The sequence below is a fragment of the Szabonella alba genome, from assembly GCF_016765775.1.
GTDB classification, from domain to species: Bacteria; Pseudomonadota; Alphaproteobacteria; order Rhodobacterales; family Rhodobacteraceae; genus Szabonella; species Szabonella alba.
The window spans coordinates 24,238-38,177 of record NZ_JAESVN010000008.1 but is presented as its reverse complement, the minus strand read 5'-3'; the positions used below and the strand labels follow the sequence as shown (position 1 = coordinate 38,177).

Below are 13,940 nucleotides of genomic sequence, written 5' to 3'. Positions count from 1 at the left end.
CAGCCAAGGTCATTCGAATTGTGCTGCGGGTCAAGCAAAAATGTTCGTTTTGTTTTCGGTTTGCAGCAAAGCGAACATATATCGCATTAAAGTTTTTGCTGCATCGCGGCAAGTTTATGATATCCGAAGATAAAGGAAAGTGACGCGCGCGCTGCACGGCGGCTTGAATGGCCTGGTTCCTTGCGGCATCCTGCAAGGCCAAAGGAGGATTGCCCATGGCGCTGAACATCCGGCAGACCGAGATTCTGGAAATCGCGCGCGCCGAGGGGCGGGTTCTGGTTGAGGAACTGGCGCAGCGATTCGATGTGACGCTGCAGACGATCCGGCGCGATCTGGGCGATCTGGCCGAGGCGGGGTTTCTGGACCGGGTGCATGGCGGGGCGGTGCCGCGCACCGGCGTCGTCAATATCGGCTATGACCAGCGCCGCCGGATGAATGCGGGCGCCAAGACCGCCATCGGCAAGGCCTGTGCTGCGGCAATTCCGGACAATTGTTCACTGATCCTGAACCTTGGCACCACGACCGAGGCGGTGGCCCGCGAATTGCTGTCCCATAGCAATATCACCGTGGTCACCAACAATATCAACGTGGCCAATATCCTGCTGGCCAATCCGGGCTGTGACATCATGGTGGCGGGCGGCGCGCTGCGGCGGGTCGATGGCGGGTTGGTGGGGGATCTGACCACCGATTTCATCGCCCAGTTCAAGGTGGATTACGCAATCATCGGCACATCGGCGTTGGATGAGGATGGCGATCTTCTGGATTTCGATCTGGCCGAGGTGCGGGTCAGTCGCGCGATCCTGCGGCAGGCGCGGCAAAGCTTTCTGGTGGCAGATCATTCCAAACTGGGGCGTGCGGCGCCGGCGCGTATCGCCTCGGTCCGCGAGTTGGACAAGGTTTTCACCGATCTGCCTTTGCCCGAACGGCTGACCGCTTCCTGCGCCGATTGGGGCACCGATGTCGTTGTGACCGGCGATCCCGAGGCGGGGTAGAACGGCGGCGCGTGACAGCCCACCGCATCGGAAAGGGCAGGGGACAGGAACAGGGGATAAAGGCTGCGCCCGTCACCCCCCCCCGGACCGTTATGTCAGCCCGGTCAGGCCAGATCGGTCACACCCCGCCGGTCTGGACCTGCTGCCCGTCCCAGTTTTTCAACCAGCGTTTCGGGGCCGCATCGCGCCATTGCCGCAGCAGCCTTGCGCGGGCCCAGTCCGGCGCGATCCGCCCCGCCCGCACCAGCATCAGCCGATGCGCGGCATAATGCGGATGCATCAGAAAGGTCTCTGGATCAGCGGCCAGCAGCATCTCACGCTCATCGAAATCGGCCTTGAATACAGCGGCATCGACATAGGGCGACCACCAGCACCACATCTTGCCATGCGCCTTCAGGCAGGGATTGCCCCATGCGGTCGTGTCGGTGACCTCGGGCAGGCCCATGCCAAGGGCCAGCGCCTTCAGCCCGGGCCAGTCGGCGATCAATGCGCTTCGGCCCAGTTTGTGCCCTGTCCGGCATCCACAGTCACCGGCACGGTCAGATGCACGGCGGGGGCGGCGGCGCCCTCCATCACAGCGCGGGCGGCGTCGATCAGAGGGGCGACGGCATCCTCGGCCACCTCGAACAGCAATTCGTCATGCACCTGCAGCAGCATCTTGGCATCCAGCCCGTTGATGGCTTGGGGCATCCGCACCATGGCGCGGCGGATGATGTCTGCCGCCGTGCCCTGAATCGGCGCGTTGATCGCCGCGCGTTTGGCGAAGCCCGCTCCCGGCCCTTTGGCGTTGATTTCGGGCGTATGGATTTTCCGACCGAACAGGGTTTGGACATAGCCCTTTTCCTGCGCGAATTTGACAGTTTCGGACATATATTCCTTGATGCCGGGAAAACGCTCAAAGTACCGGTCGATGAAGCCCTGCGCCTCGGCGCGCGGGATGCGCAGGTTCCGCGCAAGGCCGAAACCTGAAATCCCGTAGATCACGCCGAAATTGATCGCCTTGGCCTGACGGCGGATGGAGGGCTCCATGCCTTCGACCGGCACGCCGAACATCTCGGACGCGGTCATGGCGTGAATGTCGATGCCGTCCTTGAAGGCCTGTTTCAGCGCCGGGATATCGGCGATATGGGCAAGGATGCGCAATTCGATCTGGCTGTAATCCAGGGTGACCATCACCCGGCCCTTGGGCGCGACGAAAGCCTCGCGGATGCGGCGGCCTTCTTCGGACCGCACCGGAATATTCTGCAGGTTCGGATCGGTCGAGGACAGCCGCCCCGTCACCGCACCCACCAGCGAATAGGAGGTATGGACACGGCCTGTTTCAGGGTTGATGTGGTCCTGCAGCGCATCGGTATAGGTCGATTTCAGCTTGGCCAATTGCCGCCAGTCCAGCACACGGCGCGGCAGTTCATGTTCGGTCGCCAGATCCTCCAGCACATCGGCCCCGGTGGAATAGGCCCCGGTCTTGCCCTTGGACCCGCCCGGCAGGCCCAGTTCGTCAAACAGGATTTCCCCCAACTGCTTGGGAGAGCCGACATTGAACGACCGGCCTGCCAGTTCCTGTATCTCGGCCTCCAGCCCCGCCATTTTCTGCGCAAAAGCGTTGGACATTCGCGACAGCGTATCGCGGTCGACCTGCACCCCCGCCATTTCCATCCGCGCCAGCACCGGCACCAGCGGGCGTTCCAGCGTCTCATAGACCGTCGTGACATGGCCCCGATGCAGGCGCGGTTTCAGCATCTGCCACAGCCGCAGCGTGATATCGGCATCCTCAGCGGCATATTTCACCGCTTCCTCGACCGGCACGCGGTCAAAGGTGATCTGCGCCTTGCCCGACCCCAGCAGCGATTTGATCGGAATAGGCTGATGGCCAAGGTAACGGTCCGACAATGTGTCCATGCCATGCAGATGCTGACCAGCATAAAGCGCGGAACTCATCAGCATCGTGTCGTCGATGGGGGCCACGTCGATGCCGTGACGGGCGAAGATCTTCCAGTCATATTTCATGTTCTGGCCGATCTTCAGAATCGCCGCATCCTCCAGCACCGGTTTCAGCAGCGCCAAAGCCACATCTATCGGCAATTGCCCCTCGACCAGATCCGAACTGCCGAACAGATCGCCGCCGCCCTGCCGGTGCGCCAGCGGGATATAGCAGGCCCGACCCGCCCGGGTGGCCAGCGAGATGCCCACCAGTTCGGCGCGCATCTCGTCAAGGCTGGTGGTTTCGGTGTCGATGGCGACGTAACCCTGTTCGGCAATCTCGTCGATCCAGACCTGCAGCGCCGCCGCATCGCGGATCCATTCATAGGCGGAATGGTCGAAGGGCAGGGCGGTGATGCCCGGCTCGGCCGTCTCTGGGCCTGCCGCCGCTGCGGGGGTCTCGGGCGCAGGCGGGGCTTCTACCTTCAGGCTTTCGGCAACCCGCCGCGTCAGGGTGCGGAATTCCATCTGATTGAGGAAGTCCATCAGCGCCTCGGGATCGGGCTTGCGCACCTCAAGGCTTTCCAGCGTGAAATCCAGCGGGGTGTCGCAATCCAGCTGCACCAGCCGTCTGGAAATGCGGATCTGTTCGGCATGGCCGATCAGGGTTTCGCGCCGCTTGGGCTGCTTGATCTCACCCGCGCGCTCCAGCAGCGTGTCCAGATCGCCATATTCCTGGATCAGCAGCGCCGCCGTCTTGATGCCGATCCCCGGCGCGCCCGGCACATTATCGACCGAATCGCCTGCCAGTGCCTGCACATCGACCACCCGTTCGGGCGGGACGCCGAATTTCTCCAGCACTTCCTCGGGGCCGATCTCACGGTTTTTCATCGGGTCCAGCATGAAGACGCCATTGCCGACCAGTTGCATCAGATCCTTGTCCGAGGAGATGATCGTGACCTTGCCGCCCGCATCGCGCGCCTTGCAGGACAGGGTGGCAATGATGTCATCGGCCTCATAGCCCTCGGTCTCGATGCAGGAGACGTTGAAGGCGCGCGTCGCCTCGCGTGTCAGGGGGAATTGCGGGCGCAGATCCTCGGGCAGTTCGGGGCGGTTGGCCTTGTATTCGGGATAGATGTCATTGCGGAAGGTTTTCGAGGAATGGTCGAAGATCACCGCGACATGGGTCGGCGCATCGCCGTTCTTGTTGTTTTCGAGATAGCGGAACAGGATGTTGCAGAACCCGGCCACTGCCCCCACCGGCAGGCCGTCGGATTTGCGGGTCAGGGGCGGCAGCGCGTGATAGGCGCGGAAGATATAGGCCGAACCGTCAATCAGATGCAGGTGATGGCCCTGTCCGAAACTTGCATCCGCTGTGGCCATGATCCGCGCTCCTATTGTCCGTGGCAGGGATATTGGCATGATCATCCGCCCCCTGCCAGCCCTGCACCGGCCCTCTGCGAAAGCCATTCCGCCGTGGCATCAAGGCGCGCCCGGCCAGGAACGCGCCCGGCACGGCGGGGGCCTGCGGAGAGGATGAGGGGATCACCGGCGCAGAGCCGCCAGAGGCGTCGCCTGGCCCTGCCGCCAGCATGCGATTGTCCGTCAGAACGCCCGGCTAGCCGTGGGGTGGTTCAGTGATCGTCATGCGCGTGGTCGAGGTCGATCACATAGCGCTTGTCGCAATAGCCGCATTCGACCCAGCCGGTTTCACGCGGGATGGTCAGCCAGACACGCGGATGCCCCCCCGCGCCCCCATCGCAGGCGACTTTCCAGGTGGTGACTGTCTGGGTTTCGGGGACGGGCGTGGTCATGGCTGGCCTTCCTGCAATTCGCGTCGCGCCATTCTATCCCAAGACGCGCCCGCAGCAAGGGCAAGCCGGCCGCGCGATGCAGAATGACCCCGCGCGGGCGGCAGGGTGGAACAAAACTGCGCTGGCCGCGTTGCGACCCGGGGCCTTTGCGCCCGAACCCGTCCTCAGCCGGAGCCGCATATGTGGGAACAGTTCATCGACGCCGTCCCGGCAGATTTTCAGGGGACATTTCAGGCGATGCATCCGCTGACCGCGCTGGTCCGGCTGATCTTTGCCGCAGGTCTGGGCGCGGTGATCGGCATTGAACGGGAATTGCACGCCCGCACGGCGGGTCTGCGCACCCATATCCTGATCGCCATTGCCGCCTGCCTGTTCACGCTGATCTCACTGGAGATCGTCGCCACGGATGATCTGCCGGGCGGGGTGCAGCAAAGCACCGATCCGCTGCGTCTGATCGAGGCTGTGACGGCGGGGGTCGCCTTTCTTGCAGCGGGGTCGATCATCACCTCGGGCGGCAAGGTTGCGGGGCTGACGACCGGGGCGGGCATGTGGATGGCCGGGGCGATTGGTCTGGCCTGTGGCACGGGCCGGATGCCGCTGGCCATCATGGCAACCGTGCTGGCGGTGGTGGTGCTGTGGTTGCTGCGCGGCGTATCGCGACGAATCGAGGCGCTGTCGACGCGCGATGAATAACAGACGCCCCTTGCAGACCGGTTTGTCAGGCGGGGCCACAGGCCGCGCCCGGGCCTGCGTCCTGCCGGCTTGTGGCTCCCGGTCTTGTGTGCCCCTGTGGGAACGCGCTATCTACGCCGTCACGGATCCCTGCGGATCCGCAGCGGAGCCTTTGATGATTTCTTGTTCCCTGTGTTCTCATGCCGTTGTCATCACAACCGGAAGGATGGTGGCGCGGTCGGCCCCGATTGTTTGCAGCGCCCCCCCGGGGTGCGGGCCTGCGCTGAACGGCGATCAACTAACCGTGGATCGGGGGCGTGATCTCTCCGGGCGGGGGGGATTCGGGGTCATGCGGCGGAACCGGAATCGGGTCGGGCATCGGATCGGGAAACGTGTTCGGATCGGGCTGCTCTTCCGGCGCGGGAATGTTGTCTGGCGGCAGATCGTTGGGCGGCCGGCCGGGGGTTTGCAGAAGCACGGGGGTTTGCAGGATCATGAATTGTTCCTTTCCTTGCAGGATTCCGGGCGGAATTTTGACTGTGCTGTACCAACGCTGACCGGGGCGGGTTGTTCCCGTCCTTTTCCGAGCGCCGCAGAATGTGCCGGGCGTTCCGTCCGGTTGCCGAGATGTGCTGGTCCGGGATGTGCAGATGGACATTGAGGCCAAGCCGCTGACCGATCTGCTGGACCGGCTGGAAGAAGGGCTGGACGGCCCACGTGTCACCGTGCGCCACATGTCCGAATCCTTCGGCGCCAACGGTATGTCGGCATTGATGCTGATCGTGGCGCTGATCGCGGTTTCTCCGGCCAGCGCCGTGCCGGGCGTGACGGCGACGGTCGGCATCCTTGAGGCGCTGCTGGCGGCGCAGATGATCGCCGGGCGCAAATCGCTTTGGATGCCCGGCTTCATCGGCAATCTGTCGATTGAAAGCCAGCGGATCCGGACCGCCACCGGTTGGCTTCGCAAGCCCCTGACATGGATCGGCCGCCATCTGAAGCCGCGGCTGACGGTTCTGGTCAGGCGGCCGCTGATCTATCTGTGGCTGCTGATCGTTCTGGCGGTGGGGATGTTCATGCCGGTGATGGAACTGGTTCCCACCTCGGGCACCATCGCGGGCACCTTCATCGCGATCATCGCGGCGGGTCTGCTGGCCCGGGACGGGGTTTTCCTGTTGGGCGCGCTGGCGCTGGTGGGGATCGGGGCGGGCGTTCTGCACTGGACCTTTACCGGGTTGGCCTGACCCGGACTGCCCCGATCCCGCGCGTGCGGGCTGCCGCATTCCGCAGGTCCGCCCGGCCGGTCATCGCGCCAAGCATTGCGCCCCGGACCCTTGCGGATCCGGGGCAGCACAGGTCAGATGCGCGGGGAAATTAAACCCGGCAGACCCGACCTTATGCCAGCGGCGGGCTGTGGTGATGCTCGGGCAGGTCCTTCAGCTGGTCCTTCGTCCAGGAGGTGACCCCATGAACATTGCCGGACCCGTCCCGCATGAGCCGGACCTCTTCAAGGCTCAGCAGCACGGGTTTCGCCCCGATGCCAAGGAAGCCCCCGACATCAATCACCACATCGGTTGCGGTGCCGATGCCATGCACATGTGAGATATGACCGATCTTTTCATCCTGTGAGCCATAGACAGGCGCATCGGTCAGGATGGCATTGGTGTATTCGGAACGGTCGAGCGGGGTATGGGTACTGTGGTCCATCACGGTCTCCTTTTGAATGGAAAGATATCCCCGGACAAACGGGACAGGAACGCGTCTGCCAATGCGTTGGCCATGGCGGGAAATCGGGAAAATCGCCATGTTTTCCGTGCCGTTGCGCCCGATTGACATGTCCGGGGTATCTTCAGGGAAACAACGCGGCAAGGCGCGGCTTGTTCCGGCCCGATTGTCCCTTCGGCGAAAGCCCGCCCGCCGAAAAGCCCTCCCCGGCCGCAAAGCCCACCCCGGAGGCCCCCGCACCGCAGGTCCTGATCGAAGGCTGGAACAAACCCAAGCGTACCGCGTTCTGCCCGGAGGCCGCGGCCCGGAACCAATCGCTGCCCGGCCCTTCGCGTGCCAGACCATCCCGCGGGGCAGTCACGATCCGCCCGCATTCAAGACGAAACCTGAAAAGGAGATGACAATGCCAGCGAGTTCCAGAGCACAGCAAAAGGCCGCCGGTGCAGCCCTTGCGGCGAAGCGCGGTGAACAGCCGGAATCCGACCTTGTCGGAGCGTCGAAAGACATGTTCGACAGCATGACCGAGGCCGAGCTGGAAGAGCTTGCCAGCACCGCGCATGACGACCTGCCCGAACACGCGCCGAAAGACTGACCTGCCAGACACGGGCCTGCCAGACACGGGCCTGACAAACTCGGGCCAGGCGGATTCGGGCCAGACCAACGCGGGCCTGTACTGCGCCCAAGATCATGACCCGCGCGGCAGGTCAGGTAAGATCGCTGTCCTTGGCCGGACAGCGACCAAATTTTCGCCGATAGGGTCAGGCGCCACCCCTTGCCGGGGCGGGCCGGATCACAGATCGTTGGTCGCGGCGCAGATCTCATCCATCTGCCCGGGCGTAACGCTCAGCGGGTCGGGATTTGCCGGATTGGCGGGCATGACGGTCGCGGGCGGGGTTTCGGGCGCGCCCTCAGTCAGCGGCGCATCTCCGATCGTCCCCCCATCCGAAGCACCCGGCCCGCCCTCAAGCGGCAGCGTTTCAGGGTCGATCACCGGGGGAATGGAAGAACCGGCAGGATCGCTTGCCGCGCCCTCGGTTCCCTCGACCGGGGTCTGCATATGAACCATGCAGTCGCGCCGGATGATGTCCTGATCCTCGGGCGACAGGGTGGCCCATTGCATCGCGATCTCATTGGCGGGGCGGACGCTCTCGCGGTTCTCGGCGAATATGGCGGTTGCCAGCGAAGTGCTCCAGTCCTGACCGAAGACGATGCCGCCCTCTTGTGCGACTGCGGCCCCTGCCAGCAGTTGCGCGGAAAGAATGATCGAAACAGACATGGGTTTCATGGCTGGCCCCCTTTTAAAAGAATTGCATTTCAGACAGGCGGTTGCCCTTCGGGCGTCAACGCCTGCGGTCCGGGATCTGTTCCATGGGTGGGAAGTTTCGGGCGGTCGTCCGCCGAAACGGCGCGCGCCCGAACCGCGCCTATAATTCGTTGCTGGGAATGACCGGAAAGAAATCCCCGCCCGAACGGATGCCGAACCAGCGCGCGCCCTCATGGTCCTTATGTTCCCCCAGATCGACAAGCCGGTAAAAGCTTTTGCGGTCGATCAGCGCCTCCAGCCCGCCGCGCACCATGACATAGGGCGAAGGCTCGCCGCTTTCGGGATCACGCGTTACGCGGATCGGGTTGTCCGGCCCCGCAGCCACTCGGTCCCCGACCTGCGTGACGAAGGTGATGACCTGATCCGGCCCCGGTGCCGCCACCTCGAAATCCACCGCGACGAAAGGCGCGTCATCTACGGTGATGCCGACCTTTTCAACCGGGGTGACAAGGAAATAGCGGTCCCCCTCACGTTTCAGGATGTTCGAAAACAGTTTCACCAGCGCGGGCCGACCGATGGGCGTGCCCAGATAGAACCATGTCCCGTCCCGCGCGATGCGCATGTCCAGATCGCCACAGAAGGGCGGGTTCCACAGATGCACAGGGGCGGGGCCCGCGCCTTTTCCGGCGGCTTTTGCCGAGGCGATCACGCCATCCATGCCTTGTTTCACGATCAATTGTCCGCTCATCCCTTTTGCCATTTGTGCCGCGCGGCATAACTCGCTTTACTGTGCCAATATAGTCCGAGACCGAGGAATGTCATGACCGCATCGCCCGAATCCGCCGAACTGGTCGCCGAGATCGAAGCCCTTGGCGGCAGGCTTGCCGAGGCGAAAGCCTCCATCGACCGCCGTTTCATCGGGCAGGAAAAGGTCGTGGATCTGGTGCTGGCGGCCATGCTTTGCGGCGGTCATGCGCTGCTGGTGGGCCTGCCGGGACTGGGCAAGACGCGGCTGGTCGATACGCTGTCGACCGTGATGGGGCTGAAGGGCAACCGCATCCAGTTCACTCCCGACCTGATGCCTGCCGATATCCTTGGCTCGGAAGTGCTGGACGCCGCCGCCGATGGCCGCCGGGCCTTCCGCTTCATCGAGGGGCCGATCTTCTGTCAGCTTCTGATGGCCGATGAGATCAACCGCGCCAGCCCGCGCACCCAATCGGCATTGCTGCAGGCGATGCAGGAACGCGAGGTCACCATCGCCGGGCAGCACCGCCCGCTGGGCACGCCGTTCCATGTGCTGGCGACCCAGAACCCGATTGAACAGGAAGGCACCTATCCGCTGCCCGAGGCGCAGTTGGACCGGTTTCTTGTGCAAGTCGATGTCGACTATCCGACCCGCGCGACAGAACGCGACATCCTGCTGGCCACCACGGGCGCCGAGGAGGCGCAGGTGCATCAGGTCTTTACCGCTGCCGATCTGCTTGCGGCGCAATCGGTGCTGCGGCGGATGCCGGTGGGGGATGCGGTGGTCGAGGCGATCCTTGACCTTGTGCGCGCCTGCCGCCCGGGGGAACCCGAGGGCGCCGCGCTGGCGGGGCATCTTTCCTGGGGTCCGGGCCCGCGTGCGGCGCAGGCGCTGATGCTGACCGTGCGGGCGCGGGCGCTTCTTGACGGGCGGCTGGTGCCCTCGGTCGCCGATGTAGCCGCACTGGCGCGTCCGGTGCTGACCCATCGGATGGCGCTGTCCTTTGCCGCGCGAGCACGGGGCGACAGCCTTGGCGGGTTGATCGACGCCACAGTGACCCGCACGCTGGGCCTTGAGGCGGCGGCGTGACCGAAACCGCCCGCGACCCTTCCCCTCTTGGCCCCGCCCTTGCCGATCTGCGCGCAAGGGCCGAATCGCTGGGCCAGTCGCTGCCCCCCTTGCTGGCCGAGGCGGAACAACTGGCCGCGACCGTCATTCTGGGCGATCACGGGCGGCGCAGGGCCGGGATGGGTGATGAGTTCTGGCAATATCGCGCCGCCGCCCCCGGCGATGCCGCCACGATGATCGACTGGCGGCGATCCGCCCGGTCCGATCAGCATTATGTGCGCGAACGCGAATGGCAGGCGGCGCAGACGGTGATGCTGTGGGTCGATGGCGCGAAGTCGATGAATTTTTCCGGTGCAAGGAACCGCCCGCCCAAGGCTGACCGCGCGCGGCTGCTGGCGCTGGCGCTGTCGGTGCTGCTGCTGCGCGGTGGTGAAAGGGTGGGGCTGTCGGGTGATCAGGCCCGCCCCCGGTCAGGCCGGGCGCAGCTTTTGCATCTGATGAACGGGCTGATGCAGGATGAAGCCGAGGATTATGGCGCACCGCAGGTGTCCGGGCTGGTCAGCCATGGCCGCGCGGTTTTCCTGTCGGATTTCCTTGGCCCGATCGAGGATGTCGAAACCGCGCTGGGGCTGGCCTCGGATCGCGGGGTGCGCGGCGCGCTGGTGCAGGTGCTGGACCCGGCGGAAGAGGAATTTCCCTTTGACGGGCGCACGATCTTTGAATCCATGGGCGGCGGGCTGCGGCATGAAACGCTGCGCGCCTCGGATCTGCGGGCGCGCTATCTGGACCGGCTGGCCGAACGCAAGGCGCGGCTGGCCGATCTGGCGCGCGCCTCGGGCTGGCATTACCTGTGCCATCACAGCGGGCAGGGGGCGCAATCGGCATTGCTCTGGCTGTTTGCGGCGCTGGAAAGGGGGCGGTGATGTGGATGATCGGCCCCTTGGGCTTTACAACGCCGCTTTTGCTGCTGGGGCTGATCGCGCTGCCGGTGCTGTGGCTATTGCTGCGCGCGGTGCCGCCCGCACCCGTTCGGCGGCGTTTTCCGGGTGTGGCGCTGCTGCTGGGGCTGAAAGATGCCGATCATGAGACGGACAAGACGCCATGGTGGCTGCTGTTGCTGCGCATGGCGGCGATTGCGGCGGCGATCATCGCCTTTGCCGGGCCGGTCCTGAACCCGCAACAGCGTGATGCGGGCACTGGCCCCCTGCTGCTGGTGATGGATGGCGGCTGGGCCGATGCCCGCGACTGGCCGCGCCGGATTGACCGCGCGCAGGCCCTGATCGCCGAGGCGGGTCGCGAGGGGCGGCCTGTCGCGTTGATCCGCCTGACCGATGCGCCGGTCGCCACCAGCTTTCAGGCGGCGAATGCCCTGGGCCAGCGCCTTGGCGGCATCACCCCCCAGCCCTGGGCACCGCGCGCAGGCGATTGGGCCGGGGCGCTGCCCGATGGTGATTTTTCCAGTTTCTGGCTGTCGGACGGGCTCGATCATCCGGGCCGCGCCGATCTTCTGGCCGCATTGGAATCGCGCGGGCCGGTGACGGTTTTCGAAAGCCCGCGCCCGGTTCTGGCCTTGCGTCCCGCAAGGTTTGAGGATGGCGTGGTCAAACTCTCTGCCGCGCGGCATCCCGCGACCGAGGCGCAGGAGGTTGAGATTTCCGCACGCGGGCTGGACCCGGCCGGAATTGAACGGGAACTGGCCCGCCTGCCGGTCACATTTGCCGCCGGTGAGCCCGAGGGTGAGGTGTCGCTGTCCCTGCCCCCGGAATTGCGCAACCGTATATCACGCTTTGAACTGCCGGGGATCCGGTCGGCAGGCGCGGTCAGCCTGACCGATGACAGCCTGAAACGCCGCCGCATCGCGCTGATTTCCGGGTCTGGCGGATCGGCGGAAGGGCTGCAGCTTCTGTCGCCCCTCCATTATCTGCGTCAGGCGCTGGAACCGGTTGCAGAACTGGTTGATGGCGGGCTGTCGGATGTGGTGCTGGCCAGCCCCGAGGTGATCGTGCTGGCCGATGTCGCCCGCCTGTCCCCCGATGAGGGGGAGGCCGTCTGGAACTGGGTCGACAAGGGCGGACTGCTGTTGCGCTTTGCCGGGCCGCGTCTGGCCGCATCCGATGTCAGCCGCGCGACCGAGGATGCGTTGATGCCGGTGCGTCTGCGTGAGGGCGGGCGCACGGTCGGCGGCGCGATGAGCTGGGGAGAGCCGAAAACGCTGGCCCCCTTTGCCGAAGGGTCGCCCTTCTTTGGTCTGCCGGTGCCCGAGGATGTATCGGTCAGCGCACAGGTTCTGGCCCAGCCCGACCCTGAACTTTCGGCCCGCACCATTGCCACGCTGGCCGATGGCACCCCGTTGGTGACGCGCAAATCGGTGGGGCAGGGGCAGGTGGTGCTGTTCCATGTCACGGCGAATGCGGAATGGTCATCCTTGCCGCTGTCGGGCCTTTTCATGCAGATGCTGGAACGGCTGGCCGTCTCGACCCGCCCCGCCGCCCCTGATGCCGCCGATCTGGCCGGGCAGGTCTGGGTGCCGCAGGCGGTGCTGGATGGGTTCGGCGCGCTTGGTGATGCCGGGGACCATCCGGGGGTTGAGGGAGCGGACCTTGCTGCCGCCTTATCCTTGGCCGGCCCGGGGCCTGCCTTGCCGCCGGGGCTTTATGCCGGGGACGACCGGCGCATCGCGCTGAATGTGATCCGGGCCGAGACGCCGCTGACCCCCGCCGTCTGGCCGGACCGCATCATGCGCGAGGGGCTGGAAGTGGTGGCTGAACAATCGCTTAAAGGGGGGCTTTTGTCGCTGGCGGCGGGCCTTCTGATGCTGGATGTGCTGGCGGCACTGGCCATTGCCGGGCGCCTGTCGGGCGGGCTGGGCCGCGCGGCTGTGGTTCTGCTGGCGCTGATGCTGCTGCCGGGCCTGCCGCAGGCGCAGGAACCGGCTGCACCGCCCGAAAGCCCGCCGGAACAGACGGAAACGGGCCTGCCCGACGATCTGCGCGCCATCGAGGCCACGACTGCCGTGCGGCTGGCCTATGTGCTGACCGGCGATGCGCAGGTGGACCGCATTTCCGAGGCGGGGCTTCGCGGCTTGGGTGACCGGCTGTTCGAACGCACGACGATCGAACCCGAGGCCCCGATCGCGGTTGATCTGGAGACGGATGAACTGGCCTTCTTTCCGTTTCTCTACTGGCCTGTCACCGCCGATCAGCCCGCGCCATCGGGCGCGGCCTATGCGCGGCTCAATACCTATCTGCGCACCGGCGGGATGATCCTGTTCGATACGCGCGACGGGGATATTTCTGCCGGGGCCTCGACACCCGAGGCGCGGCGGCTGCAGGTGCTGGCGGCCCCGCTGGACATTCCGCCGCTTGAAGTGCTGCCCGAGGATCATGTCCTGACCCGGACCTTCTATCTGTTGCAGGATTTTCCGGGCCGCCATGTGAGCCGTGCAATCTGGGTCGAGGCAGCCCCCCCCGATGCCGAACGCGCCGACGGCATGCCCTTCCGCAATCTTAATGACGGGGTGACGCCGGTGGTGATCGGCGGCAATGACTGGGCCTCGGCCTGGGCCACGGATGACGTGGGCGTGCCGATGTTCCCCGTCGGGCGCGGCTATGCCGGAGAACGCCAGCGCGAGATCGCCAACCGCTTTGGCATCAACCTTGTCATGCATGTGCTGACGGGCAACTACAAATCCGATCAGGTCCATGTGCCTGCCCTGCTGGAACGGCTGGGCAACTGAAGGAAGT

14 protein-coding genes are annotated in these 13,940 nt (G+C 65.2%); 7 read left to right on the top strand and 7 right to left on the bottom strand.

Going from position 1 to position 13,940, the window contains the following annotated elements; genetic code table 11:
* Positions 1–215: 215 nt before the first annotated feature.
* Positions 216–992 carry a DeoR/GlpR family DNA-binding transcription regulator gene (locus JL811_RS15870; protein ID WP_202689684.1) on the top strand — a complete coding sequence of 259 codons (777 nt, stop codon included), beginning with the start codon at positions 216–218 and terminating at the stop codon, positions 990–992.
* A gap of 118 nt (positions 993–1,110) precedes the next feature.
* Here the strand turns inward: JL811_RS15870 and JL811_RS15865 are convergent, their stop codons facing one another.
* From JL811_RS15865 to JL811_RS15855, 3 genes are all read right to left on the bottom strand, one after another.
* Positions 1,111–1,479, bottom strand: coding sequence for an MmcQ/YjbR family DNA-binding protein (locus tag JL811_RS15865; protein WP_202689683.1), 369 nt, complete (start codon positions 1,477–1,479; stop codon positions 1,111–1,113).
* Entirely contained in the window at positions 1,476–4,295 is a 2,820-nt protein-coding gene (gene polA / locus JL811_RS15860) for a DNA polymerase I (protein WP_202689682.1), read from the bottom strand. Before polA ends, JL811_RS15865 begins: the two co-directional genes overlap by 4 nt.
* A 251-nt stretch (positions 4,296–4,546) precedes the next feature.
* Positions 4,547–4,726 carry a zinc-finger domain-containing protein gene (locus JL811_RS15855; protein ID WP_202689681.1) on the bottom strand — a complete coding sequence of 60 codons (180 nt, stop codon included), beginning with the start codon at positions 4,724–4,726 and terminating at the stop codon, positions 4,547–4,549.
* A gap of 180 nt (positions 4,727–4,906) precedes the next feature.
* Here JL811_RS15855 and JL811_RS15850 point away from each other — a divergent pair, with 180 nt between their 5' ends.
* Entirely contained in the window at positions 4,907–5,419 is a 513-nt protein-coding gene (locus tag JL811_RS15850; RefSeq protein ID WP_202689680.1) for an MgtC/SapB family protein, read from the top strand.
* 277 nt (positions 5,420–5,696) lie between these two features.
* Here JL811_RS15850 and JL811_RS15845 read toward each other — a convergent pair whose 3' ends face one another.
* Complete coding sequence (locus JL811_RS15845) at positions 5,697–5,894, bottom strand: hypothetical protein (RefSeq protein ID WP_202689679.1); 198 nt, start codon at positions 5,892–5,894, stop codon at positions 5,697–5,699.
* A 154-nt stretch (positions 5,895–6,048) separates the two neighbouring features.
* On the opposite strand from JL811_RS15845, the gene JL811_RS15840 reads away from it, so the two are divergent.
* Positions 6,049–6,639, top strand: a complete 591-nt coding sequence (locus tag JL811_RS15840; RefSeq protein ID WP_202689678.1) for an exopolysaccharide biosynthesis protein — start codon at positions 6,049–6,051, stop codon at positions 6,637–6,639.
* Between the two features lie 151 nt (positions 6,640–6,790).
* Here JL811_RS15840 and JL811_RS15835 read toward each other — a convergent pair whose 3' ends face one another.
* On the bottom strand, positions 6,791–7,102 hold the full coding sequence (locus JL811_RS15835) for a PRC-barrel domain-containing protein (protein WP_202689677.1): 312 nt from the start codon (positions 7,100–7,102) through the stop codon (positions 6,791–6,793).
* Between the two features lie 421 nt (positions 7,103–7,523).
* Between JL811_RS15835 and JL811_RS15830 the strand changes: the two genes are divergently transcribed.
* Positions 7,524–7,712 carry a DUF3008 family protein gene (locus tag JL811_RS15830; RefSeq protein WP_202689676.1) on the top strand — a complete coding sequence of 63 codons (189 nt, stop codon included), beginning with the start codon at positions 7,524–7,526 and terminating at the stop codon, positions 7,710–7,712.
* A gap of 198 nt (positions 7,713–7,910) precedes the next feature.
* Here the strand turns inward: JL811_RS15830 and JL811_RS15825 are convergent, their stop codons facing one another.
* Positions 7,911–8,405, bottom strand: coding sequence for a hypothetical protein (locus tag JL811_RS15825; RefSeq protein WP_202689675.1), 495 nt, complete (start codon positions 8,403–8,405; stop codon positions 7,911–7,913).
* A gap of 139 nt (positions 8,406–8,544) precedes the next feature.
* The gene (locus JL811_RS15820; protein ID WP_475636555.1) at positions 8,545–9,120 is read right to left on the bottom strand and encodes a DUF1285 domain-containing protein; all 576 of its coding nucleotides are present in this window, start codon (positions 9,118–9,120) and stop codon (positions 8,545–8,547) included.
* A gap of 84 nt (positions 9,121–9,204) precedes the next feature.
* Between JL811_RS15820 and JL811_RS15815 the strand changes: the two genes are divergently transcribed.
* From JL811_RS15815 to JL811_RS15805, 3 genes are read left to right on the top strand one after another with little or no spacing between them, the layout of a single operon-like run.
* Positions 9,205–10,218 carry an AAA family ATPase gene (locus JL811_RS15815; protein ID WP_202689673.1) on the top strand — a complete coding sequence of 338 codons (1,014 nt, stop codon included), beginning with the start codon at positions 9,205–9,207 and terminating at the stop codon, positions 10,216–10,218.
* A complete protein-coding gene (locus JL811_RS15810) occupies positions 10,215–11,120 on the top strand; it encodes a DUF58 domain-containing protein (protein WP_337924761.1) in 906 nt (301 codons plus the stop codon). The genes JL811_RS15815 and JL811_RS15810 overlap by 4 nt, the downstream gene beginning before the upstream one ends.
* Entirely contained in the window at positions 11,120–13,933 is a 2,814-nt protein-coding gene (locus JL811_RS15805) for a DUF4159 domain-containing protein (RefSeq protein WP_202689672.1), read from the top strand. Before JL811_RS15810 ends, JL811_RS15805 begins: the two co-directional genes overlap by 1 nt.
* Positions 13,934–13,940: the final 7 nt, after the last annotated feature.